The organism is Iamia sp. (assembly GCF_035575815.1).
In the GTDB taxonomy this organism is placed as follows: domain Bacteria; phylum Actinomycetota; class Acidimicrobiia; order Acidimicrobiales; family Iamiaceae; genus Iamia.
In genome coordinates this window covers 1-22,893 of the sequence record NZ_DATLXO010000006.1, presented here as the reverse complement: position 1 = coordinate 22,893, position 22,893 = coordinate 1, and the positions used below count along the sequence as shown (strand labels likewise).

Below are 22,893 nucleotides of genomic sequence, written 5' to 3'. Positions count from 1 at the left end.
GGGTCGGGGAGCTGCGTCTGGTCGATCAGCGCCCCGAACCCCTCGACGGCCGCCTCCGGGAAGGCCCGACCCAGGGCATCGAGCAACCGGTCGGCCCTGGAGGGATCGAGGCCGAGGCCATCGACCAGCGCCCGGCGCGTCTCGTCCAGGATCGTCGTGCTCCACCGCACGTCGATCAGCTCGGCCTCGGCCAGCCGGCAGATGAGGTCCCGGACCTGGGCGTTGACGAGGACGTTGGCGTCCAGCAGGACGCGCAGGCGACGCACCGCCTACTCGTAGAGGCCCAGCTCGTCGGAGACCTCGATCACCTCGTCCAGCGCGGCGCGGCGGTCCCGTCGCGACCGCTCCCGGTAGGCCAGCAGGTCCGAGGTCCTGATGCGCCGGTGCGTCCCCACCCGCGAGGCCGGCAGCGTCCCCTTGTCGACGAGCGCGACCACCGTCGGGCGAGACACCCCGAGCAGGTCAGCCGCCTGACCAGTCGTCAGCTCCGGAGACAGGGCCGTCACGTCGACCGAAGAGCCCGAGGCCGCCGCCTGCAGGAACGTCACGATGCCCTCGGCCAGCTCACCGTCGATCTCGCAGGTCACCCCACCGACCAGCAACCGAAGCCGGGCACCGGAGCCCACCTCATCCCGCGTCGCGGCGACGAAGGACGCCAGATCGACCGGTGGCGCGTCGGAGCGAACGACAGGAGCCATGGACCCAGCATACGACACAAACGAAAGAAACGAAAGTCCGGCCGGACTCGGGTCGGCCCTGGTGTCGGCGCCTCTCGGCCGATCGGCGCTCCAACCTGCACGGTCACCGCGATCGCCGCACCTTTGGGAGGGCCATGGGAGGAACGTACCCACGAGACCTTCTTCCATACTCTGACCAGCGGCGATGACTCGAAAGAGTGCGGCCTCCGGAGCCGTGTGCGGGCGTTCGAGTCGCCTCGGGGACGCTCCGCGATCGGGGCCCTGACCAGCGAACGCCGCCGGTCAGGGCCGACGACCTCGTGCGAGCCGCGGGACGGGACTGTGGCCCAAGGCGACGTCGAGGTCATCATGAGCGACGCTGACGACATCGCCGCGCTGCTCGCGTCCGCCAAGCACTGAAGCAAGGGCATCGATCATCCGCGTCTGAAGGGCGATGCGTCGGGGCCAACGTGGCCCGCCGGGCGGGCCGGCGCGCAACGGCACACCGTCCTGGCGGGCCTCACCAGTCGCCGGGAAACAGGCGGCCCTGGAGCCGCGGCAGGCGGCGTGGCGATGAGTCTTGGGCGCGGCGATCGTCGGTACTCGCGGATGGCCCAGACCGCCGACGACAGGAGACGTGCCATGCCCAAGATCACCCCCAACCTCTGGTTCGACACCGAAGGCAAGGAGGCCGCCGAGTTCTACGTCTCGGTGTTCCCGAACTCCGAGATCACGAACGTCACCTACTACGGCGAGGCCGGTCCGCGACCGGCCGGGACCGTGCTGACCGTCGACTTCGTGCTCGACGGCCAGGAGTACACCGCGCTCAACGGCGGCCCGCAGTTCACCTTCGACGAGGCGATCTCCCTGCTGATCAACTGCGCAGATCAGTCCGAGGTCGACGACTACTGGGCCAAGCTCTCCGAGGGCGGAGAGGAGGTGCAGTGCGGATGGTTGAAGGACCGCTACGGCGTGTCTTGGCAGGTCATCCCGGTCGGCATGGGCGATCTGCTGACCGACCCTGACCCAGAGCGCGCGCAACGGGCCATGGCGGCCATGCTCGGCATGAAGAAGATCGACCTGGCCGCGCTCCACGCCGCCGCCGATGAGGCGTAGCCGGGACCGGACTCGGTGTGATCGGTGCGGCACAGCGAGCCGCCCGGGACCCCTGCCCGGGCCGCTCATCGGAGGAGTGGGCCCCGCCGGCCTCTCAGTCGTCGACCGCGACGAGGTCACCCAGATCGGTCGTGGTCAGACGCTTCGCAGGGTCAGCCATGTCAGCTTGGAACTCGACCTGCTCACCGCGCAGCGCCTCGTCCTGAGTGCGAGTGTTCATCGGATCGCTCCAGGCGAAGCCCGGGCGTGCCTTCCCGTCGGCTCCGAGCACGCGCCACGCGTTCGGGCACTCGACGCATGACGCCAAGTGCCTCCCGAGCCATTGGGGCGCGGTGCCCACGATCGCGGCGAGATCGCCAGGGGTGGTCCACCGACCGGCCGGGACCTTGCCGAGCAGCTCATGGAGTCGGCCCCAGTCGAACTGCGCCCTCGTCGCGAGCGAGTCGGCGAGCTGATCCAACCGATGGCCGTCGGTCACAAACCAGTTGGCGCCCCACACGTTCGCCGCCGGTGGCGCCCCTGTAGCGAGTTCGATGACCCTGCGCACGAGACCACCGAGAGACCACGTCGTGTCGTCTGCAGCCCACTTGACCGGATGGGAGATGTCGGAGGTCCAGGTGACGTTCGTGCGCAACGGATCAGCACCCAGCCAATCAGCGATGCGTTCCCGGTCCTGTTTGACCTGCGCGGGGACGACGATCTGCAGCTCCTGGTCACGCCCGAGGGCCTCAGCTTCGACCAACCGCGCGACTCGGGAACGGTGGGCATCGGCCCGGGTCGCCCTCTGCGTCGGTGCCGAGGAGCGAGGCCGGACCATGAACTCCTCGGCATCGGGAACCGGGAGCAGCTGGGACGAGGTGAGCGCAAGCTGACCATCACTGAGCTCGTAGAGCTGGATCCGGACCAGCCGGAGATCGAGCCCCTGCTCGATGAGGAACATGGTCGTGTTGGTTAGGATCGGTCCGAAGTCCTCGGCCACGAGCACCAACCGCGGCGGTCCGAGGGACTCATCAGACAATCCGGGCGCCCACACACGAAGCTCCTCCAGGGCGCCCTCGGGATCCAGGTCGCTCCCTCGACGGTGCACGTAGGCCTCGACGAGCAGGTCGACGTTGAACCTCGAGACCATTGCCGCGTAGTTGAGGCCCTGTACGACAACGGCGTGCGGTCGCCCTGTCCCGCTTCAGCTCGGCGACAACCAGGCGACCATTGCGGTCGAGCCCGAGAACGTCCAGACGCTCCAGCGTCGGATTGCCTGCGCCGGTGACCCAACGATCGAACTCGAAGGTGACGAGGAGCACCTCCTCGCCGAGGATCGCAGGATGAGACACCGATCCATTCCTGCAGGTGCCGGCGCTCCAAGAGCCCTGCCGCCGTCAGGCCGAGTCGCCTCGCAGGAGTGGCGTGGTCTCCCGAGACGGTGAACAGCTGCTCTTCTGCCATCGCCCGCACTGTACGACGAGCACCGCTTCAGTCCGCCCGATGTCGCCGTCGGCTGAACTGCCGCCCTGGTGGGCTCGGAGGCCGCACCAGAGTGGCAGCTTGCGGTTCTCCGACCCCGGGGCGCTCTCGCCGCCGACCAGGCGTAGCTTCTACAGCACGACGCGGGCGATGGCGACGAGGGCGGACGCGGCCGAGACGACGAGCACGCCGATCCGGAGTCGGGAGGCGTCGACGCGCGCCGACACCTTGCGCCCGGCCAGCAGACCCAGCGGTCCGCCGGGCATCATGGCCAGCCCGGCGGAGAGCTCGGTGGCACCCAGGCGGTGGGTGAGGGCAAGGGTCGCCACGGTCATGACCGAGCTGGCCAGGAACACCCGGGCCAGCGTCGCCCGCAGGGTCGAACCGGTGGCGGAGCTGTAGAGCAGGGCGATGGGCGGTCCCCCGACCCCCGCGGTGGTGCCCATGAACCCCGCCAGGGCGCCGCTGCCCAGCAACGACCGTCGCCCGATGCGGACGTGGCTGCGGGTCGCCACCGCCGCGACCGCAACCAACACGATGGCCCCCGCGGTCAGCGCCAGCAGGTCCGGCGACAGCGTGAGCAGGGCGAGGCCGGCGGCGGCGGTGCCCGGCACCAGGCCCAACACCATCCAGCGCACGCCGCGCCAGTCGGCGTCGCCGCTGGTGCCCACCGACATCAACACGACGAGGGCGATGCCGGCGATGGCGATCGGCCCGGGCACCAGGCGGGGGTCGATGATCAACAGGAGAGGCACCGCCACCAGCGCGGCGCCGAACCCGAGGGTGCGCTGCACGGTGGCTCCCAGGGCGACCACGCCCGCGGCCAACACCAGCTGCATCGCGCTCACCACGTCGTCACGACCTCAGGATGGCGCGCCATCCCCGGGCACCCCACATCCATCGGGTCGGGGCCGCTCCGGGGCGAAGGGCGGGAGCCGAGCGGTGACGCCCGGCATCCGCCTCGTCCGGGGGCCCGCTCGGCGCACCACGGGAACTGGTAGGGAGACCGGGTGTGGGGGCACCCGGATCCGCTACCAGTCCACCCGAGCACCCGACCATCGGTCGGCGCCCTCGTCAACGGGGCAGGCCGAGCACCCGCTCGCCCAGGATGTTGCGCAGGATCGACGTGGTGCCGCCCATGATCGTGTAGCCGGGGGCGTAGGTGATGTTGCGGGCCGCGCGGGCGTGTAGCTCGGTGTCGGCGACGAGGGCGGCGGGGCCGAGGGCCCGCCCGCAGAAGTCCGCCACGCGCTGCTCGTGCTCGGTGCAGAAGGTCTTGGTCGCAGCCGAGAAGCCGCGGGGCGCCTGGCCCAGCACCTCGCGCAGCACCAGCAGGCGGCCCAGCCGGTAGTCGATCTCGAGGGCGGCAGCCTCCTGGCGCAGCACCGGGTCCGACAGGTCGGCGCCGGCCATGACGTCCTCGTAGAGCCGACGGTTCGACACGAGCCGGTCGATGCCGCCGCGCTCGTGTTCCATCTGGCGCATGATCTGCTTGAAGCTGCCGTTGAGCTCACCGACGAGGTTGGTCACCGGCACCCGCACGCTGTCGAAGTAGACCTCGCAGAAGTGGTCGTCGCCGGTCATGTCGACGATGGGCACGACCTTCACGCCCGGGGAGCCCAGGTCGACGACCAGCTCGGAGAGCCCCTTGTGGGGTGGGGCGTCGGGGTCGGTGCGGGCCACGAGGTAGACGAAGTCCGCGTGGGCCGCGCCGCTGGTCCAGATCTTCTGTCCGTCGACGATGTACTCCTCACCGTCGAGGACCGCCCGGGTGCGGATCGCGGCCACGTCGGAGCCGGCGTCGGGCTCGCTCATGCCGATGCCCCACATGGCCTCGCCCGAGAGGATGCCGGGCAGGAACCGAGCCTGCTGGTCGGGGGTACCGAACTCCAGCAGCGTCGGGCCGATCTGGCGGTCGGCGAACCAGGCGGCCGCGATCGGCGCCCCTGCGCTGATCAGGCCCTCGAACACCACGAAGCGCTCCATGGCGCTGCGCCCGCCGCCGCCGGACTCGACCGGCCAGGTCATGCCCAGCCAGCCCCGCGCCGCGAGGTCCTTGGCCACCTCGGCGTCGTGGCCGGCGATCCAGGAGTCCTCCCGAATCGCGCATCGATCGGCCCACTCGCGGCCGACCTCCCGGGCCTCGGCGGCGAGGGCCTCCAGCTCGGGCGACAGGGCGAAGTCCAGGGTCACGCTCGCGACTCTCCCCCCACCCCTCTCCACCCGTCAACTTCGTACGGATGTGTGCCACCGGGGATCACGTCCGTCGCACCGACCAACTTTGAGCGGTTGTGCGCCACTACTGCACACAACCGCTCAAAGTTCGTCAGCCGGCGGCGGTCTCGGCGGTACGGGTGCCCTCGTCGAAGTCGAGGGCCAGGCCGCCCTCCTCGTCAGCGATCTCGAACGCCCGGCTCTGGAACTCGACCTGGGCCCAGGGGTTGTCGTAGCGGAGGTCGTGACGGAGCGCCACGTCCTCGCCGGCGACGGTGAAGGTGCCGTCTTGGCCGACGGACATGGGCCCCTCGGTCGGTGAGTCGAACGTGACGTCGAACCCACCAGGGTGTCCCTCGGGCGTCTCGGGTCGGGGCTGAACGGTGAGCTCGGCGGAGCGGAGCGACTCCTGGAACTGCTCGAAGGTGCCGGCCTCGGCGTCGCCCACCTGCACGATCCAGGCATTGTCGGGCCCACCGGGCGCGACGAGGTCGAAGGGCTCGGTGAGGCCGTCGGTGAAGACCTCGTCGGGTGCGTGCGTGCGCCACTCCGGGGCCCGCCAGGACCACAGGCCGACGTACCCGTCGCCCTGGCGCCCGAAGGTCCAGCCGCCGTCGCGGACGACCTCGTCGAAGCGCTCGGTCGGGAACCAGGCGTGGGTGTAGTCGAGGTGGTCGAACCCGAAGGGGCCCTCGGCGTCGATACGAGGGGCGTAGAGGCTGATGCCGGCCGCGCCGTGCTGCACCGACCGGGGCAGCGACCCGGACCCCGTCCAGTAGCCGTCGGCGTCGGGCCAGGAGTCCTCGCCCTCGAACGGCTCGTTCTTGGGGTGCGTGGTGAACACGACCGCCTCCTCGTCGAGGGTGGCCTGCCAGACGTGGTGCTGGTCGCTGTAGGTGCCGGGGCGGAAGTCCGACGCAGTGGAGAGCATCACCTCGGCGGCCCGGTAGGTGACGGTGTTCGACTCGTTCAGCAGGGCGAAGGTCAGGTACGGGGCGATGCTCTGGAGCGTGCTCCGGGCCGCCTCGAAGTCGGCGGCGGCGAGGTCCCGCAGGGCCACGAACGGCGCAAAGGTCGGCGTCTCCCACAGGTCGTAGGTGTTGAGCGTGTCGACGGTCAGCTCAGCCACCTGCCAGGCCGCCTGGGCGCCCCGCTCCCACCAGAAGGCCAGGTTCTCGGGATCGTCGAAGGCGTAGCCGTAGGGCGCCTCGGGGTCCGCCTCCACCGGGACGGTGATGTCGAGGGGCACGCCCATCCGCTCGCGATCGACCATCGGCTCCTCGGACGACGCCACCCGGCGCAGCACCTCCGGCAGCCGGTACCGGGCGGCCCGGGCCAGCAGGGACGCGCCGCGGTCGCCCCGCGACGTGTACGGCACGTCGGTGTCGTCGAAGAGCAGCTTGGCCAGGCCGAAGACGTTCTGATCGGTCGCCTTGCTCTTGTTCTTCATGTACGAGCGGCCGTGGGTGACGCCCATATTGCCGTCCTGCAGGTGCAGGGCGACGTCGAAGAGCACCAGGTCGAGCACCATGGCGGCGCGGGTGGCCACCTCGTCGTCCTCGGCCCACTCGACCAGGGTCAGGAGAGGGGTCACGTCGAGCTCGTAGTAGACGTCGGAGTGCCACTCGCTGAACCCGAGGTCGACCTTCTCGGCCAGCCAGGCGAGGATCCGCTCCTTGGCCTCGTCGCGGTGCTCGGCGCCGGTGCGCCCGTCGTTGGTGAACACCTCGTCGGGGTAGGCCTGGCCCATCAGGTACTCGTCGGTGTGGAAGATGATCCGGTGGTTCTCGGACCAGTAGTACTTCTCGTCGATCACCCCTTCGGGCGTCGGCTCGGTGAACCAGTACTCGAAGCCGAGCAGCGCCTCCTCGACGACCGCGACCGTCTCGTCGGGGATCTGGTCGCGGTAGCCGTAGAGCAGGTTCACCAGGTTGAGCACGTCGAAGTCGCTGGTGTCCTTCCACCCGGTGATGCCGTCGAGGACCTCGGCCAAGGCTTCGGGCGTGACGGCCTCGGCGTCCCAGGTGAAGTCCGGGTCGCGTGCCGCCCGCTCGGCGTGGGCGATCACGTTGGTGATGCTGCCGGGCTCGAGCTCCTCGGTGGCGAAGAGCAGGTACTCGTCCTGGCGCGCAGCAAACCAGTCCGCGTCTGCGTAGCCGTCACCCGAACCGACCTCCACCGCGCCGCTCGCGTCGTCCGCCTCCCGGCCCTCGTCGGTCGCCGGTGGGTCCGACGCGTCGTCGTCGGAGCCCGAGCAGGCCGTCACCGCCAGGAGGCCGACGCAGAGCAGGGCGGTGAGCACGGACCGGATGCGCAGCACGGTCGGACGGTACACGCCCACCCTCGCCGCCGGCGGGGTCGACCGGGTCAGCCGGCGGGCTGGGGCGCAGCGGGCTTGGGCTCACGGGGGAGGCCCAGCACCTTCTCACCGACGATGTTGCGCTGGATCTGGCTGGTGCCGCCCCAGATGGTCTCCGAGCGGGAGAAGAAGAAGGCTGAGACCATCGGGCTCACCGGGTAGGCGTCGCGGCCGTCGGAGCGCAGCGTGCCGGGCCAGCCGCCCTCGGGGCCGACGGTCGAGAGCAGCGAGTGGGCTCCGTAGATGGTGAGAGCCAGCTCCATGGCCTCCTTGTGCATCTCGGACCAGAACATCTTGTTGGTGGCGCCGAGGGCGACGAGGCCGGCGTCGCGAGAGCCCTTCAGGCTGCCGGTGAGGTTCCTCAGCCCGTTGATGCGCAGGATCTGGATCTTCGAGTAGAAGCGCATCAGACCCTGGCGGACCACGGGGTCGGCGAGGGCGCCGTTCTCGGTGGCCGCCGCCAGGAGGAGCTTGTACTCCTCCTCGAAGCGGCGGTGGCCGGTGGTGGCCGACATGCCCCGCTCGAAGCCGAGGGTGCTGTTGGCCACCGTCCACCCGTTGTTGACCCCGCCGAGGACGTTGTCCTTCGGGCAGCGCGCCCCGTCGAAGAACACCTCGTTGAACTCGTCGGTGCCGTCGGGCTGGACGATGCCGCGCACCTCGACGCCGTCTTGCTGCATGGGCACCAGCAGGTAGGAGATGCCGGCCTGCTTCTTCACGTCCGGGTCGGTGCGGGCGAGCAGGAAGCAGTAGTCGGCGAACTGGGCCTGGGTGGTCCACACCTTCTGGCCGGTGATGACCCACTCGTCGCCGTCGAGCACCGCTGCGCACTTGAGCGAGGCGAGGTCGGATCCGGAGTCGGGCTCGGAGAAGCCCTGGCACCAGCGGGTCTCGCCCTTCAGGATCGTGGGCAGGAGCTGCTGCTTCTGCTCCTCGGTGCCGTACTGGAGGATGGTCGGGCCGACGAGCGTGTCGCCGAAGAAGTCGGCGCGCATGGGTGCCTTGGCCCGGGAGAACTCCTCGGAGAGCACGACGCTCTGGATCAGCGAGAGTCCCTTGCCGCCGTACTCCTCGGGCCAGGTCGCGCAGATCCAGCCGCCCTCGAAGAGCTTCTGGGTCCACTGCTCGTTGAACGCCTTGCGCTCATCGGCCGTCATCTCGAAGCCGTCGTCGAACCACCCGTCGGGCAGCTTCTCGACGAGCCAGGCCCGGATCTCGGTGCGGAAGGCCTCGGCCTCGGGCGGGTAGGTCAGGTCCATGGCCGCCATCGTGACCGACCGGTCAGGGCTGCGCCAACGCTCGCGGGCACCAGCGGGACGGGCTGCGCCCCCGATGCGGGCCGGACCTACGATGCGGTCATGACCGACACGGTTGCCGATGCGCCCCCCGCCCCGGCCGCGAAGGCCGCCCCCACGCGCTGGACCGCGCAGTGGAAGGAGCTCTACGAGGAGGTGGTCACCTCCGGGCTGTGCACCGGCTGTGCCGGCTGCGTGATCGCCTGCCCCCACGACGTGATCGGCTACGACCACGTCCAGGGCGGCTACAAGCCGTTCCACCTCGAGGAGGAGCTCGGCGTCGACAACTGCATCCACGGTGAGAAGGGCTGCACCAGCTGCACGCGTGCGTGTCCCCGCTATGCCCTGTGGGAGAGCCAGGCCGACGAGCACCTCTTCGGTCGCGAGCGCGAGACCGACGAGATCTCGGGCATCTACTCCGACATCGTGCTCACCCGGGCCGCGGATGACGGGGTCCACGAGGCAGGCCAGGACGGCGGCGTGGTCTCGGCCATGCTCCTCTGGCTGCTCGAGGAGGGCTACATCGACGGCGCCCTCGTCTCCTACCTCGAGGGCGACGGGTCGTCGTGGAAGGCCGTGCCCGGCGTGGCCACCACGCCGGAGGAGATCATGGCGTCGGCCGGCAGCCGCTACACCTACTCGGCCAACACCCTCGCCCTGCCCGAGGCCCTGGAGCGGGGCTTGAAGGACCTGGCCCTGGTCGGGATGAGCTGCCAGTCGTCGGTGCCGCCGATGCTCTGGAGCCGCAAGGCGGGCAAGATCGGCAAGCCCTTCAAGTTCAACATCGGGCTGCTGTGCTCCAAGACCTTCGACGACGCCATCTTCGAGGAGCTCTTCGAGGCCAAGTACGGCCTGACCCGGGCCATGATCAAGAAGGTCAACATCAAGGGCAAGTTCCAGATCTGGACCCATGACGGCGCCTACCACGAGGTGCCGCTCAAGGAGTGCCACGCCTGGACCCGCGAGGGCTGCAAGCAATGCCCCGACTTCGCCGCCGAGCACGCGGACATCTCCACCGGCGGCATCGGCAAGTTCAACGACTGGACCCTCACCATCGTCCGCACCGAGCTCGGCCGCGAGGTCATCGACCGGCTGGTGGCCGCCGGACGCATCGAGACCCGTCCCGGCGACGACGACCCCGGCGCGATCGAGCTCATGCACAAGTTGGCGGCCAAGAGCCGCAAGCGCTGGCCCACCGAGGGCGTGACCGTCGACGGGCCCCGTCGCCTCCCGCCGCCGGCGCCCAAGCCCGACGCCCCCAAGCCCGACGCGCCCGAGAGCGACGCGTCCGGGGCCACCGCGCCGCCGGTCGCGGGGCCCGACCCGGCCGAGGTGCGGGCCGGGTCCGACCCGACTGGGGTGCCGGAGGGCCCGACGCCCGAGCCCAAGGCGGCGGCCGGCGATCCCGCCGTCGCCGCTCCTGCGGGCACGTCGTCGGACGACACGCCCGCGCCGACCTGAGCCTGGGGCGCCAACTCCAGCGCCGAACTGAGCCTCGGGCCCGGGGTCAGCCCGAGGTGAGTTCGGAGCGGCAATCGCTCACGATCGTCTGGATGTCGTCGGGCAGGGGGGCGGACTCGTCCTCCCGCTGCTCGGTGATCTCCTGGAACCGCTCGTAGGGGATGCCGCCCTCGCCCGAGATGTCGTCATAGGAGCAGCGGCAGATGTCGCGGGCGTCGTCCGCGCTGAAGGCCTCGGCCCCGCCGGTGTCGCCCTCGTTGAAGCCCTCGTCGCCGGGGACCTCGGTCAGGGCCTCGACACAGCCCTCCTGGAAGTTGTTGCGGGTCGTGTCGCCGTACTGGTCGGGGATCGTCCGCTGGCCGGTGCACGCACCGAGCACGAAGAGGCCCGGCAGGGCCAGCAGGAGCAGGCGTCGCGGGCGAAGGGACGGGCGGGGGGGGCGGAACACGGCAGCCGACGCTACCGGCCGTCGGTCGGCCGCCCCTCATCACCACCCCGCCCGTGAGCTCGGCGGGTCAGGCCCCGCCCAGCTCGCGGGCTCGGGCCAGCACCTCGTCGAGCATGGTCGGGGTGAGGCGGCCGGTGAAGGTGTTCTGCTGGCTGACGTGGTACGAGCACAGCAGGGTCCGTCCGTCGGGGAGGGGCACCTCGACCCCGTGGCCGAACCGGGGTCGGTGACGGACCCCGAGCAGCCCGCACGCCACCTGGTAGCCGAACCCGCCCAGCACGAGCAGCACCCGCACGTCTCCCAGCAGGGCCAGCTCGCGCTCGAGGAAGGGCCGACAGGTGTCGCGCTCGGCCGGCGTGGCCGCGTTGGCCGGCGGCGCGCACCGCACCGGGCAGGTGATCCACGCGCCGGTGAGCGTCAGGCCGTCGCCTCGGTGGCTGCTCGTCGGCTGCGACGCGTACCCGGCCCGGTGCAGCGCGGCGTAGAGCACGTCGCCGGAGCGGTCACCGGTGAAGATGCGCCCGGTCCGGTTGGCCCCGTGGGCGGCCGGGGCCAGGCCGATGACCGCCAGGTGGGCGGCGGGGTCGCCGAAGCCGGGCACCGGGCGGGCCCAGTACTCCTCGTCGCGGAACGCGGCGCGCTTCTCGCGACCGACCCGCTCGCGCCACTCGACCAGGCGCGGACACGCCCGGCACGCCACGATCTCGGCCTCCAGCGCAGCGAGGGTCTCGGGTCGACGACGCACCACCAGCCGACCCTAAGGGCCGGCCTCAGGGCCGCGCCGGTCCCCGGCCGACCGGGGGAGGGAGCAGCGGAAACCACCGCTAGGTTGCCGTCCACATGGCCCGGAGCTCTGCCCCCAAGCCCACTCGCGTGCTCTTCGTCCGCCATGGGCGCACGGCCACCACCGGTGCGGTCCTTCCCGGACGCGCGCCCGGGCTGCACCTCGCCGATGAGGGCAAGGTCCAGGCCGAGGCGGCCGCCGCCCGCCTCGTCGGGTTGAAGCGAGTCAGCGCCGTCTACGCCTCACCGCTCGAGCGCACCCGCGAGACCGCGGCGCCCATTGGCAAGGCCCTGGGCCTCAAGGTCAAGGTCGACAAGGGCCTGCTCGAGGCCGACTTCGGCGAGTGGACCGGCGCCGAGCTCTCCAAGCTCCGCAAGCTGCGGGAGTGGAAGGCCGTGCAGGGCCACCCCAGTGGCTTCCGCTTCCCGGGCGGTGAGTCGTTCTCCGAGATGCAGGCCCGCATCGTCGGCGCGACCCGCCGCCTCTGCGCCCAGCACCCCGGCGGCACCATCGTGCTCGTCAGCCACGCCGATCCGATCAAGGCCGCCCTCAACGACGCCCTCGGCTCGCACCTCGACGCCTTCCAACGCATCGTCGTGTCCCCGTGCTCGATCTCGGCGGTGGCCTACGGCGACACCGGCACGATCGTGCTCGCCGTCAACACCACCGACGGCCCCCTCTCGAAGCTGGTCCCCTCGTGAGATCTCGGATGGCGGCGCGCCGCTGCGCCCCCATGGCCGACCCAGACGCGCGACCTCGGCCGCACGCGACGATGCCCCGATGAGCGATCACCACGCAGGACCTCGACCGCCCCGGACGGTGCCTCGATGACCGACAGCCACGACTTCGAGGCGGTCGACCGCTTCACGGCCGGTGCCGTCGGCGAGCCCGGCCGCCGGATCTTCTTGTTCCAGGTACGGGCCGGCACCACCCAGGTCACCGTGAAGTGCGAGAAGCAACAGGTCGCGGCCCTGACCGAGTACCTGCAGGGCGTGCTCGCCGACCTGCCCGCGGTCGACGACCCGACGCCGGTCGACCTCGAGCTCGAGGCGCCGTTCGAGCCCGAGTGGGTGGCGGGCACGTTGTCGGTGGCCTACGACGACGTGAGCGACCTCATCGTGATCCTGATCGAGGAGGTCGGCGAGCCCGACGATGACGACGAGACCGACCTGCTGAGCCCGGATCGCACGAGCCTGCGGGTGCGCCTCACGCGCACGCAGGTGACGGCGCTCGTCGCCCACACCGTTGCGCTGGTCGAGGCCGGCCGCCCACCGTGTCCGATCTGCGGCAACCCTCGCGGCCCTGATCACGCCTGTCCCCGCACCAACGGCCACGGCCCTCCCCGCTAGCCGACCGGTCGTCGTGCCCCCCGAGCCGCTCGACCGGCTGCGTCGCGCTCCGCTCGAGCTGCTGGGCCGGATCGTCGAGAGCAGCAACGCCACCTTCCTCGTCTCGGTCGGGGACCTGGGAGACGACGAGCTCGAGCCGGTCGACGGCGACGAGGGCCCCTTGGCCGATCTCGGCGCCCAGGTCCGCGTCGGTGCGCCCTCCGACGAGGGGTGGCAGCCCGTCGACGAGGGGGACGACGAGGGCGAGTGGGACGAGGGCGAGTGGGACGAGGGCGAGGGGGACGAGGGCGAGGGGGACGACGACCAGGAGCCCGGCGGCGACGTCGAGGCCCCGTCGGGATCCGAAGCCGACCGGGACGACGACGACAGCCCGGGGCCCGACGGCGCCGGCAGCGGGCGCTCGACCCTGCCCGAGGGGCTCAAGGCCGTGTACAAGCCGATGCAGGGCGAACGCCCGCTGTGGGACTTCCCCGAGGGCCTCTTCCGCCGCGAGGTGGCGGCGTATGAGCTGAGCCGGTCTCTCGGCTGGGAGGTCATCCCCGCCACCGTCGTGCGCGACGACGTGCTCGGCGTGGGCTCGCTGCAGCGCTTCGTGGAGGCCGACTTCTCCCGCCACTACTTCGTGCTGCGCGACGCGGGCCGCTACGACGACCAGCTGCGTCGGATGTGCCTGTTCGACCTGCTGGCCAACAACACCGACCGCAAGGGCGGCCACGTGCTGGTCGACGCCGAGGACCACCTGTGGGGCATCGACAACGGCCTGTGCTTCTCGACCGAGGCCCGTCTCCGCACCGTGATCTGGGACTTCGCCGACGACCCCGTGCCCGACGACCTCATGGACGGCGTCGCCTCCCTGCTCGAGTGCGGCCTCCCCGACGCCGTCACCGACCTCCTCTTCGACGACGAGGTCGACCAGATCCTGCGCCGGGCCAAGGCCATCCGCTCGGCCCGGCGGTTCCCTCACGACCCCACCGGCCGAGCCATCCCCTGGCCCCTGATCTGAGCCGGGGCCGCCGATCTCGCTCACCGTTGCCGCGGGTGACCGACGTCATCTGGACTCGACGTGTGTTCCGCGCGCATGGTTAGCGGCGTTAGGTTACCGTCGTTACTGAATCGAGAGGCTCCGTCGTGCTGACCCGTCTGGCCCACCTGTCCGTGACCCGCCGCCGGCTCGTCCTCGTCCTGGCCGGGGTCGCCTTCGTCCTTGCCGGGGCGGTGGGGGGCGGGGTGGCCGAGCAGCTCTCCGCCGGCGGCTTCGACGACCCGTCGTCGGAGTCCTCGCGAGCGGAGGCCGCTCTCGCCGAGGAGTTCGACACCGGGTCGCCCAACATCGTGTTCCTCGTCACCGCCACCGACGGGTTGACGGTGGACGACCCCTCGGTCGCCGGTGCGGCCGAGGCCCTCACGGCGCGGATCGAGGCCGAGGGTGACATCGACGACGTGGCCTCCTACTGGAGCCTCGGCCGCCCACCCCCGCTGCGCTCGGTCGACGGCGCCCCGGAGAGCTCGGCGCTGATCGTCGCCCGGATCGTGGGCGACCAGGACCACGTCGTGCAGCGGGCCGGGGAGCTCCGTGAGACCTTCGGCGGGCCGATCGACGGGGCGACGGTCACCACCGGCGGCTACGGCGCGGTGTTCAACGACGTGAACCACACGATCGAGGAGGACCTCCTGCGGGCCGAGATGATCGCCCTGCCCATCACGATCCTGCTCCTCCTGCTCATCTTCCGCGGCGTGGTCGCCGCCGCTCTCCCCCTCGTCGTCGGTGCCCTCTCGGTGGTCGCCACGTTCGTCGTGCTGCGGGGCCTGGCCGAGGTGACCGAGGTGTCGGTGTTCGCCCTCAACCTCACCACCGCCCTGGGCCTGGGCCTGGCCATCGACTACAGCCTGTTCATCGTCTCGCGCTACCGCGAGGAGCTGGGTGCCGGGTTCGCACCCCACGACGCCGTGGTGCGCACCGTGCGCACCGCGGGGCGCACCGTGGCCTTCAGCGCCTTGACCGTCGCCGCCTCGCTCTGCGCCCTGCTCGTGTTCCCCCAGGCCTTCCTGCGCTCGTTCGCGTACGCGGGGGTGGCGGTGGCGGCCATGGCCGGCCTCTTCGCCGTGGTCGTGCTGCCGGCCTTGCTCGCCGCGCTCGGCCACCGGGTCGATTCCCTGTCGCTACGGCGGAAGGCCCCCAAGCCCGTGGGCGACGGGGTGTGGCACCGGATCGCCACGACGGTGATGCGCCGGCCCGTCCCGGTGATCACCGTGGTCGTCGTGCTCCTCGTGTTGCTCGGCAGCCCGTTCCTCCACATCGACCTCGGTCGACCCGACGACCGGGTGCTGCCCACCTCGGCCGAGAGCCGACAGGTGAGCGACGTCCTCCGCGGGGAGTACGACTCCCAGGAGGCGGGGGCCCTCTCGGTGGTCGCGCCCGACACGACCGCGGCGGGCACTGGAGCGGCTCGCGACGAGGCCATCGCCGCCTATGCCGTTGACCTCTCGGAGCTGACCGGTGTCGGTCGGGTCGATGCCGTCACCGGCGCCTACATCGACGGTCAAGAGATTCCTGTCGGCCCCGAGCTCACCGAGCGCTTCGCGGGGGCCGACGCCACCTGGCTCTCGGTCGTGCCGTCGATCGAACCGGTCTCGGCCGCCGGGGAGCGCCTCGTCGGCCAGATCCGGGCCGCGGAGGCCCCGTTCGAGGTGGCGGTGGCCGGGGAGCCGGCCCAGCTGGTCGACAGCAAGGACTCGCTGTTCTCGCGGCTACCCCTGGCCCTGGGCATCATTGCGGTGGTCACCTTCATGCTGCTGTTCTTGATGTTCGGCAGCGTGGTCGTGCCGCTCAAGGCGCTGGTGCTGAACCTGCTCAGCCTCACGGCCACGTTCGGCGCCATGGTGTGGATCTTCCAGGACGGCAACCTCTCGGGCATCCTCGACTTCACCGCCACCGGCAGCATCGACGCCACCACGCCGATCCTCATGTTCTGCATCGCCTTCGGGCTGTCGATGGACTACGAGGTGTTCCTGCTCTCACGCATCAAGGAGGAGCACGACGCCGGGCGTGACAACATCTCCTCCGTGGCCGTCGGACTCGAGCGCACCGGGCGCATCGTCACCGCCGCCGCCCTGCTCATCGCCGTCGTGTTCACCGCCTTCGCCACCAGCAACGTGAGCTTCATCAAGCTCTTCGGCATCGGGCTCACCCTCGCCGTGCTGATGGACGCATTCGTGATCCGGGCCACGCTCGTGCCCGCGTTCATGCGCCTCGCCGGCGAGGCCAACTGGTGGGCGCCGGGGTGGATGCGCCGCATCCACGACCGCGTCGGCATCCGCAAGCACGTCGACCTCGACGGTGGACCGGGACCCGCCGGAGGGTCCGGCGCCGCCTCTGAGCGGCCTGGCCCTTCGGTCGACCTCACCGGCGGTGCCGGGCCGGGAGCCGAGCCAGCTGATCCTCCCCGCGTCGGATCTCGGTGACGGCGCCGCCCCGGACCCGGTCCCGTCGGGGCGAGGGCGACCGGCTGCGCGAGGAGATCCTCCTCGCCGCCGAGTCGCTGCTGATCGAGACCGCGTCGCAGGACGCGGTCTCGATCCGCGCCGTAGCCGAGGCCGTGGGGGTGACCGCACCGTCGATCTACCGCCACTTCGTCGACAAGGACATGCTGCTGCTCGAGGTGTGCAGGCACAGCTTCGCCCGGTTCGCCGACGCCCTGGGCGAGGTCCTGCACGACGGCCCGCCGGAGGACCGCCTCGACGCCCTGGGCCGGGCCTATGTTCGCTACGCCCTCGACTTCCCCGAGCACTACCGGATCATGTTCATGGCCCGCTTCGAGCTGTCCGCCCAGGAGTACGCCGAGGAGATGGTGTCCGACGAGTCGAGCTTCGGGTTGCTGCTGCGGGTCACCTCCGAGCTGATCGACTCGGGTCGGCTCCGGCCCGAGCTCGCGACGCGGGGCCCGCTGCACGTCGGCATCCTCTTCTGGTCGACCGTCCACGGCCTGGCGTCCCTGCTCGTGGCCAAGCCTGGCCTGCCCTGGCCCGACCGCGACCTGCTCGTCGACGACCTCGTGACCGGCGCCCTCCGCAGCTTCCGGGCCGACCCCGCCTGACATCCCCGGCCCACACCCGCGGCCCGCATCCCGCAACTGGCGGAGCCGGGGCGGTGGAGCGACGCCTGCGTCAGGAGAGCTCGGTGAGGCGACGGGCCGTGGCCTCCAGGTCGTCGTTCCGCACTGCGATCTCAACCACCCTTCGGGGGGAGGTGGCGACGATGATCTGCGCGTCGCTGCCGTGGAAGGCCTCGGCCTTGTAGCGCACGGCGCGGACCGACACCTCGAGGGGCTGGTCGAGGGTCACCGGGGCCTCGCCGCGACGGGTCACGAGGGCCACGTCGTTCGGGTCATCGACCATGAACTCCGCCCTGCCCCCCTCGGGCCCGGGCAGCCGGAGCCCCCCGTCGACCCACATCCCCCACCCCCGGGAGGTGGTGCGACGGGCCTTGCACGGCACCACCACCGCCTCACCTTCGACGAGGCGCTCGCGACGGTCCGCCACCTCACGACGGGCGCGCCGCCACCGGATGCGACCACTGTTCGACGAGCGACGTTCGTGATAGCCCGTCATCGCGCAACGGTGGGATGACGGCCACAACGGTCGACGACGGTGGCGGTCATGGGCGGGTCGCGCGCGGCGACGCGACACGGCCCCGGGCGCACGCCCGGGGCCGGTGTCACGACGGGTCGCTCTCAGCGGGCCTTGAGGGCCTCGATGAGCTTGGGCAACACCTTGTGGACGTCGCCGACGATGCCAAGGTCCGCGATGCCGAGGATCGGCGCCTCGGGATCCTTGTTGATGGCCACGATGTTCTTCGAGCCCTTCATGCCCACCATGTGCTGGGTGGCGCCGGAGATCCCCGCCGCGATGTAGACCGTCGGCTTCACGACCTTGCCGGTCTGTCCCACCTGGTAGGAGTACGGCACCCAACCGGCGTCGACGATGGCCCGCGACGCGCCCGGGGCGCCCTTGAGCAGCTTGGCCAGCTCCTCGATGGTCGAGAACTTGTCGGCCTCGCCGAGTCCTCGCCCACCGGCGACCACGACAGCCGCCTCGTCGAGCTTTGGGCCGATGCTCTCCTCGACGTGGCGATCGAGGATCTTGGCCGCACCGGCCGCGCCGACCTCGGCCCGGGGCAGCTCGGCCACCTCGGCCGCGGCGCCGCCGGACTCCTCGGCCACGAAGGACTTGGGCCGGAACGTCGCCAGGGCAGGGCTGCCGGCGGCGAACTTGGTCTTGACGATCTGTGTGCCGCCGAAGATCGGCTCGGACACGACGATGCTGTCGCCGTCGACCTCGACGTCGGTGTTGTTGGTGATGACGGGCTTGTCGAGCTTCACCGACAGCCGGGCGACGATGTCGCGCCCGTCGTAGGTGGAGCCAAAGAAGATGGCGTCGGGAGCCTCGCCGCCCTCGATGGCCTGGGCCAACGCCGCGGCCAGGTGGACGCCCTGCATGCCGCCCTCGAGGTCGCCGGTGGCGAGGACCTTGGTGGCGCCGTGGGCGCCGAGGACCTCGGCGATGGCGTCAGCGGGACCGCCGACGAAGGCCTCGACGTTGTCGGTCAGGGTGCGGGCCTTGGCGAGGACCTCGAGCGTGATGGGAGCCACCACGTCCTCGGCGACCTCGACGTGGACCCAGATCTTGGAGAGTGCCATGGGGATCTGCCTTTCGTCCTCAGAGGACCTTGAGACCGTCGAGGAAGTCGACGATCTTCGCATGGGCCTCGCCGTCGTCCTCGATGACCTCGCCGGCCTCACGCTCAGGGGCGGCGGCGACGTCGACGATCTCCTGGCCGGCGCCCGACCAGCCGACCAGTGCGGCGTCGATGCCGAGATCAGCCACGGTGACGGTGTCGAGGGGCTTGGACTTGGCGGCCATGATCCCCTTGAAGGAAGGGTACCGGGGCTCCACCACGCCGGCGGTCACCGACACCACGGCGGGCAGGGGCGACTCGACCTGGTCGTAGCCGGCTTCGGTCTGGCGGCGGACCTTGACGGTGCCATCGGCGATGTCGACCTCCTTGGCGAAGGTGATCGACGGCAGGTCGAGGAGCGCGGCGAGCTGCTCGGGCAGGGTGCCGGTGTACCCGTCGGACGACTCCGTGGCGGCGAGCACCAGGTCGAAGCCCTCGGCCCGCCCGATGGCCGCGGCGAGCACCTTGGCGGTGTCGAGGGCCCCTGTGCCGGCAAGGGCGTCGTCGCTGACGAGGATGGCCTTGGCCGCCCCCATCGCGAGAGCTTGGCGGAGCCCCGCCACCTCGCCGTTCGGGGCCATGGAGACGAGGGTGACCTCGCCCTCCCCGGCCTTGTCGACGAGCTGCAGCGCCATCTCAACGCCGTAGGTATCAGACTCGTCGAGGATGAGCTTCCCGTCCCGCTTCAGGGTGTGATCCGACGTGAGGGCGCCGGGATCAGCGGGGTCCGGGATCTGCTTGACACAGACGACCACGTTCATGGGGTGGGAGTCTGGTGGCTCATGGACGACGGGCCAAATCCGAGCGGAGGAGGCCCCGCACCCCGCTCGCGCGCCCGGGCGGTGCTGGTCACGGCGGCGGCGACCATGCTCGCGATCTCCACGGGGCTGGCGGCGCAGGGTGGCCTGGTGGTCGGCGAGCGGCCGGTGTTCGAGGCCCTGAACGACCTCCCGCGCCCTGCGGGACTGCCCCTCGTGGTGGTCATGGGAGCCGGCACGTCGGTGGGAAGCCTCCTCCTGGCGCTCGTCGCGCTGCTGGCCGGTCGACGGCGGGCGGCGGCGGCCATCGGCGGGGCCTGGCTCGTCGCCCGGATCCTCAGCACGGTCATGAAGGTGACCGTCGATCGGGCCCGGGCCCCCGGGCTGATCACCGATGCCGTGCTGCGTCAGCACCTCCCGGCCGATCCGGGGTTCCCGTCCTCCCACGCCGCCATCGCCGGTGGCGTGGCCGTGGCCGTCGGCTGGGCCTGGCCCCGGGCCCGATGGCCGGCGCTCGTCGTCGCCGTCCTCGTGGGCCTGGCCCGCATGTACGTCGGTGTGCACCTTCCCCTCGACGTGGTCGGTGGTGCCGCCCTCGGCCTGCTCAGCGGCCTGGCCGCCGTCGCCGTCGTCGAGGCCCGGTGGGGCCCATCGCGTGCCGCATCGGTCGACGCCGAGCGCCCCTCGCCAGAGGGACGGCGGTGACGCACCGTGCCGGGTGACCGGGGTCCCTGGTCAGGAGACCAGGGAGGCGAAGGCGACGACGTTGTCGAAGTAGTGGCCGGTGTCGGGGTCGAAGGCTCCGCCGCAGGTGATGAGGCGCAGCTCGGATCCCTCGGTCGCCCCGTACACGTCGTTCGTGGGGAAGGCGTCCTTGGCGTGGCGCTCCACCCGGTCAACCCGGTAGGTGACCTCCTGGCCGGCGTCCAGGCGCACCGTGACCTCGTCGCCGGGGCCCAGCCGGTCCAGTGACGCGAACACCCCCGTCTCGCCCGCCAGGTTGACGTGACCGGCGATCACCGCGGGCCCGGGAGTGCCGGGTACCGACCCGCCCGACCACCACCCGGTGTCTTGGGCGGTGGAGGGCACCTCCAGGCTCTTGTCGGGGTTCAGCCCGAGCCGGGTCACGGAGGCATCGACGCCGATGGCAGGCACTGCGACCTGCACCGGCCGCTCGTCGCCGGAGATCTCCCCGGCCTCGGAGGCCGCAGGCGGCGGAGCCGTGGTGGCGGGGGCGGGGGGAACCGTCGTGGTCGTCGGCTCCGGACCCGTCGTGGTCGTCGGCTCCGGACCCGTCGTGGTCGTGGGCTCCGTCGCCGTCGTGGTGGTCGGACCCGTCGTGCTCGTTGGCTCCGGACCCGTCGTGCTCGTGGGCTCCGGACCCGTCGTGCTCGTGGGCTCCGGGCCCGTCGTGGTCGTCGAGCTGGGCGAGGCCGGGGGCGCCGTGGTCGTCACCGCCGGGGCCGCGGTCGGCCCGTCCCCCTCACCGAGGAGGAGCGTCGCCGCGAGCGCAGCGGTGCGGAGGCGAGCGGTGGGGCTCAGGACCGGGCCCTGCGACCCACGGTCCAGGACAGCAGGGCGGCACCGGCCAGCACGGCGGCGGCGGCGAAGGGCAGGAACGCCCCGGTCGCCGACCCGTCGCCCTCACCGATGGGGGCGAGCCCGGTGTCGACACCACCCTGGGGGACCTCACCGTTGCCGGCATCGTCGGTCCAGGTCACGGTCGTCTCCGAGGTCAGCTCGGCGTCGTCACAGCCGTTGCCCTCGGGATCGGCGCAGAACGTGATGGTCTGGGTGCCGGGCACGTCGGAGACCGTGCGCACGTGGTACTCCTCGTTGGCGTCCTCGTAGCCCGAGAGCACACAGAGCGTGTCGCCGTTGGAGAGCGTCGCCGACTTGTCGTCGGCCTCCATGCCCTCGATGTCCATGCCGTCGGGGTCCGGGCAGGCCGAGGCCGAACCGACACCGGACACCTGGAACGCGGCCTGGACGTCGATGCGCGCCCCGGCGTCGTCGAAGAGGCAGGCATCGGTGTGGACGTTGTCGGTCATCGGGTCGGTGACCACGGGCTGGGTGTCGTCCTGGTCGGGTGCCTCGCCCTCCACGTCACCGCATCCCGAGTTCGGGTCGACGTCGGGGTTCTCGGTGGGCATGCCGGTGTCGGGGTTGATGTAGGCCACCGCGTCGGCGGGCGTCGGCTCCGGGTCCTGGGCGGCGCCGGGGCCGGCCGCAGCGACGCTCAGGCCGAGCATCAGGGCCAGCACCGCGCCCATCCGGGCGATCAGCTTCTTGGTCGGGAACATGGGGGTCTCCTCGTGGTCGGTTTCGACTCTCCATGTCCGCCGGGCGCCCAACGTCACACCCGACATGCGACAAACCTGCCGGCGCGGCCCACCGCGACGACGCCGGTACTAGGTTCACCGGCATGTGTGGAGACTGCTGGAACGCCGCCATGGGGGCGCCGGCCGCCCTGGTGGCCGGACGCTTCGCCTGGGTGGGCTACAAGGATCGCATCCCGTTCCTGGGGGGACGGGGCCGCCGGGCGACCGACTCCGGGCGCGGCGACCCGGGCTTCGAGCCGCCGCGGCCCGGCGAGACGGTGGAGGTCGACATCGAGGCGGTGGCCGCGCCCGAGCGTGAGCCGGTCCTCGGGCGTGAGCCGCTCCTCGACCGTGAACCGCTCCGTGAGCGCGAGCGGGACCGGGAACTGGTGCTGCCGTCCCCCCGGTGAACGGGTCGGGCACAGCCGCCGTCATCGCCCACCGCACGTGTCCGCTGAACGCCCCGGAGAACAGCCGCGAAGGGATCGCCTTCGCTGCGCAGGTGGGCGCCGACGCGGTGGAGATCGACCTCCGCCTGAGCGGCGACGGCGTCCCGGTGCTCTCCCACGACCCGATCACCCTGCGGACCACCCGGCGGCCCTTCGTCGTCGGTCGCACCCGAGCGGCGCGGCTCACCTCGCTCCGCCTGCGGGACTCCGAGGAGACACTGCCCTCCTTCGCCGACATCCTCGCCGTGCTCCCCGACGGCCTCGACCTCGCCGTCGACGTGAAGGACGGCGTGGCCATGGCCGCCGCCATCGACACCCTCGAGGAGGCCGGGATGCTCGACCGGGCCCGCCTGTGGAGCACCAGGGTCGAGGCCGTTGCGGTGGCGCGCCGCCGGGCCCCCGCCAACGAGCGGGCCTGGCTGCACAACACCCTGCGCGAGGGCGCGGCGCTGGCCTACCTGCGCCGG

Annotated in this window: 23 protein-coding genes and 1 pseudogene; 10 read left to right on the top strand and 14 right to left on the bottom strand. The window is 71.5% G+C overall.

Annotated elements, in window-relative coordinates:
* Both VNL12_RS00345 and VNL12_RS00340 read right to left on the bottom strand, forming a co-directional pair.
* Positions 1 to 266, bottom strand: a pseudogene (locus tag VNL12_RS00345) (PIN domain-containing protein); the annotation flags it as partial.
* A 3-nt stretch (positions 267 to 269) separates the two neighbouring features.
* Entirely contained in the window at positions 270 to 698 is a 429-nt protein-coding gene (locus VNL12_RS00340; protein ID WP_325590514.1) for a helix-turn-helix domain-containing protein, read from the bottom strand.
* A gap of 621 nt (positions 699 to 1,319) precedes the next feature.
* Between VNL12_RS00340 and VNL12_RS00335 the strand changes: the two genes are divergently transcribed.
* Positions 1,320 to 1,793, top strand: coding sequence for a VOC family protein (locus VNL12_RS00335; RefSeq protein WP_325590512.1), 474 nt, complete (start codon positions 1,320 to 1,322; stop codon positions 1,791 to 1,793).
* 94 nt (positions 1,794 to 1,887) lie between these two features.
* Here the strand turns inward: VNL12_RS00335 and VNL12_RS00330 are convergent, their stop codons facing one another.
* The 5 genes from VNL12_RS00330 to VNL12_RS00310 form a co-directional block, all read right to left on the bottom strand.
* Positions 1,888 to 2,772 (bottom strand): MGMT family protein, encoded by an 885-nt coding sequence (locus tag VNL12_RS00330; protein WP_325590510.1) that lies wholly within the window; start codon positions 2,770 to 2,772, stop codon positions 1,888 to 1,890.
* Positions 2,773 to 3,385: 613 nt separating this feature from the next.
* A complete protein-coding gene (locus VNL12_RS00325; protein ID WP_325590508.1) occupies positions 3,386 to 4,093 on the bottom strand; it encodes a sulfite exporter TauE/SafE family protein in 708 nt (235 codons plus the stop codon).
* A 235-nt stretch (positions 4,094 to 4,328) separates the two neighbouring features.
* Entirely contained in the window at positions 4,329 to 5,447 is a 1,119-nt protein-coding gene (locus VNL12_RS00320) for an acyl-CoA dehydrogenase family protein (protein WP_325590506.1), read from the bottom strand.
* A 133-nt stretch (positions 5,448 to 5,580) separates the two neighbouring features.
* Entirely contained in the window at positions 5,581 to 7,788 is a 2,208-nt protein-coding gene (locus tag VNL12_RS00315) for a hypothetical protein (RefSeq protein ID WP_325590504.1), read from the bottom strand.
* Positions 7,789 to 7,835: 47 nt separating this feature from the next.
* Entirely contained in the window at positions 7,836 to 9,086 is a 1,251-nt protein-coding gene (locus tag VNL12_RS00310; protein WP_325590502.1) for an acyl-CoA dehydrogenase family protein, read from the bottom strand.
* 99 nt (positions 9,087 to 9,185) lie between these two features.
* Here VNL12_RS00310 and VNL12_RS00305 point away from each other — a divergent pair, with 99 nt between their 5' ends.
* A complete protein-coding gene (locus VNL12_RS00305; RefSeq protein WP_325590500.1) occupies positions 9,186 to 10,583 on the top strand; it encodes a Coenzyme F420 hydrogenase/dehydrogenase, beta subunit C-terminal domain in 1,398 nt (465 codons plus the stop codon).
* Positions 10,584 to 10,629: 46 nt separating this feature from the next.
* Here VNL12_RS00305 and VNL12_RS00300 read toward each other — a convergent pair whose 3' ends face one another.
* Positions 10,630 to 11,031 (bottom strand): hypothetical protein, encoded by a 402-nt coding sequence (locus VNL12_RS00300; protein WP_325590498.1) that lies wholly within the window; start codon positions 11,029 to 11,031, stop codon positions 10,630 to 10,632.
* A gap of 67 nt (positions 11,032 to 11,098) precedes the next feature.
* On the bottom strand, positions 11,099 to 11,779 hold the full coding sequence (locus tag VNL12_RS00295; protein ID WP_325590496.1) for a uracil-DNA glycosylase: 681 nt from the start codon (positions 11,777 to 11,779) through the stop codon (positions 11,099 to 11,101).
* 92 nt (positions 11,780 to 11,871) lie between these two features.
* Between VNL12_RS00295 and VNL12_RS00290 the strand changes: the two genes are divergently transcribed.
* The 5 genes from VNL12_RS00290 to VNL12_RS00270 all read left to right on the top strand — a co-directional run bounded on the left by VNL12_RS00290 (position 11,872) and on the right by VNL12_RS00270 (position 17,258).
* On the top strand, positions 11,872 to 12,516 hold the full coding sequence (locus VNL12_RS00290) for an MSMEG_4193 family putative phosphomutase (RefSeq protein WP_325590494.1): 645 nt from the start codon (positions 11,872 to 11,874) through the stop codon (positions 12,514 to 12,516).
* 126 nt (positions 12,517 to 12,642) lie between these two features.
* A complete protein-coding gene (locus VNL12_RS00285) occupies positions 12,643 to 13,164 on the top strand; it encodes a DUF3090 family protein (RefSeq protein ID WP_325590492.1) in 522 nt (173 codons plus the stop codon).
* Positions 13,165 to 13,177: 13 nt separating this feature from the next.
* The gene (locus tag VNL12_RS00280) at positions 13,178 to 14,167 is read left to right on the top strand and encodes an SCO1664 family protein (RefSeq protein ID WP_325590490.1); all 990 of its coding nucleotides are present in this window, start codon (positions 13,178 to 13,180) and stop codon (positions 14,165 to 14,167) included.
* Between the two features lie 125 nt (positions 14,168 to 14,292).
* Positions 14,293 to 16,626: an MMPL family transporter gene (locus VNL12_RS00275; RefSeq protein ID WP_325590488.1), complete on the top strand. Its 2,334-nt coding sequence runs from the start codon at positions 14,293 to 14,295 to the stop codon at positions 16,624 to 16,626.
* Complete coding sequence (locus VNL12_RS00270) at positions 16,623 to 17,258, top strand: TetR/AcrR family transcriptional regulator (RefSeq protein ID WP_325590486.1); 636 nt, start codon at positions 16,623 to 16,625, stop codon at positions 17,256 to 17,258. The genes VNL12_RS00275 and VNL12_RS00270 overlap by 4 nt, the downstream gene beginning before the upstream one ends.
* Positions 17,259 to 17,328: 70 nt before the next feature.
* Here VNL12_RS00270 and VNL12_RS00265 read toward each other — a convergent pair whose 3' ends face one another.
* From VNL12_RS00265 to VNL12_RS00255, 3 genes are all read right to left on the bottom strand, one after another.
* Positions 17,329 to 17,772, bottom strand: a complete 444-nt coding sequence (locus tag VNL12_RS00265) for a hypothetical protein (RefSeq protein ID WP_325590484.1) — start codon at positions 17,770 to 17,772, stop codon at positions 17,329 to 17,331.
* 122 nt (positions 17,773 to 17,894) lie between these two features.
* Positions 17,895 to 18,860, bottom strand: a complete 966-nt coding sequence (locus VNL12_RS00260) for an electron transfer flavoprotein subunit alpha/FixB family protein (protein ID WP_325590482.1) — start codon at positions 18,858 to 18,860, stop codon at positions 17,895 to 17,897.
* A gap of 19 nt (positions 18,861 to 18,879) precedes the next feature.
* The gene (locus VNL12_RS00255) at positions 18,880 to 19,659 is read right to left on the bottom strand and encodes an electron transfer flavoprotein subunit beta/FixA family protein (protein WP_325590480.1); all 780 of its coding nucleotides are present in this window, start codon (positions 19,657 to 19,659) and stop codon (positions 18,880 to 18,882) included.
* A gap of 3 nt (positions 19,660 to 19,662) precedes the next feature.
* On the opposite strand from VNL12_RS00255, the gene VNL12_RS00250 reads away from it, so the two are divergent.
* Positions 19,663 to 20,361, top strand: coding sequence for a phosphatase PAP2 family protein (locus VNL12_RS00250; protein ID WP_325590478.1), 699 nt, complete (start codon positions 19,663 to 19,665; stop codon positions 20,359 to 20,361).
* Between the two features lie 30 nt (positions 20,362 to 20,391).
* On the opposite strand, the gene VNL12_RS00245 is transcribed toward VNL12_RS00250, so the two are convergent.
* Entirely contained in the window at positions 20,392 to 20,823 is a 432-nt protein-coding gene (locus VNL12_RS00245; RefSeq protein ID WP_325590476.1) for a class F sortase, read from the bottom strand.
* A 371-nt stretch (positions 20,824 to 21,194) separates the two neighbouring features.
* Entirely contained in the window at positions 21,195 to 21,959 is a 765-nt protein-coding gene (locus VNL12_RS00240; protein WP_325590474.1) for a hypothetical protein, read from the bottom strand.
* A gap of 122 nt (positions 21,960 to 22,081) precedes the next feature.
* Between VNL12_RS00240 and VNL12_RS00235 the strand changes: the two genes are divergently transcribed.
* Entirely contained in the window at positions 22,082 to 22,387 is a 306-nt protein-coding gene (locus VNL12_RS00235; RefSeq protein ID WP_325590473.1) for a hypothetical protein, read from the top strand.
* A partial coding sequence (locus VNL12_RS00230; RefSeq protein ID WP_325590471.1) for a glycerophosphodiester phosphodiesterase family protein occupies positions 22,384 to 22,893 on the top strand: 510 nt, incomplete at its 3' end. The genes VNL12_RS00235 and VNL12_RS00230, both read left to right, overlap by 4 nt.

Excerpts from the sequence above, each read along its gene's own strand:
- VNL12_RS00290 (WP_325590494.1), top strand. The coding sequence starts at position 11,872 with ATGGCCCGGAGCTCTGCCCCCAAGCCCACTCGCGTGCTCTTCGTCCGC.
- VNL12_RS00305 (WP_325590500.1), top strand. The coding sequence starts at position 9,186 with ATGACCGACACGGTTGCCGATGCGCCCCCCGCCCCGGCCGCGAAGGCC.
- VNL12_RS00235 (WP_325590473.1), top strand. The coding sequence starts at position 22,082 with ATGTGTGGAGACTGCTGGAACGCCGCCATGGGGGCGCCGGCCGCCCTG.
- VNL12_RS00265 (WP_325590484.1), bottom strand. The coding sequence starts at position 17,772 with ATGACGGGCTATCACGAACGTCGCTCGTCGAACAGTGGTCGCATCCGG.
- VNL12_RS00285 (WP_325590492.1), top strand. The coding sequence starts at position 12,643 with ATGACCGACAGCCACGACTTCGAGGCGGTCGACCGCTTCACGGCCGGT.
- VNL12_RS00260 (WP_325590482.1), bottom strand. The coding sequence starts at position 18,860 with ATGGCACTCTCCAAGATCTGGGTCCACGTCGAGGTCGCCGAGGACGTG.
- VNL12_RS00310 (WP_325590502.1), bottom strand. The coding sequence starts at position 9,086 with ATGGACCTGACCTACCCGCCCGAGGCCGAGGCCTTCCGCACCGAGATC.
- VNL12_RS00240 (WP_325590474.1), bottom strand. The coding sequence starts at position 21,959 with ATGTTCCCGACCAAGAAGCTGATCGCCCGGATGGGCGCGGTGCTGGCC.
- VNL12_RS00325 (WP_325590508.1), bottom strand. The coding sequence starts at position 4,093 with ATGCAGCTGGTGTTGGCCGCGGGCGTGGTCGCCCTGGGAGCCACCGTG.
- VNL12_RS00340 (WP_325590514.1), bottom strand. The coding sequence starts at position 698 with ATGGCTCCTGTCGTTCGCTCCGACGCGCCACCGGTCGATCTGGCGTCC.
- VNL12_RS00255 (WP_325590480.1), bottom strand. The coding sequence starts at position 19,659 with ATGAACGTGGTCGTCTGTGTCAAGCAGATCCCGGACCCCGCTGATCCC.
- VNL12_RS00335 (WP_325590512.1), top strand. The coding sequence starts at position 1,320 with ATGCCCAAGATCACCCCCAACCTCTGGTTCGACACCGAAGGCAAGGAG.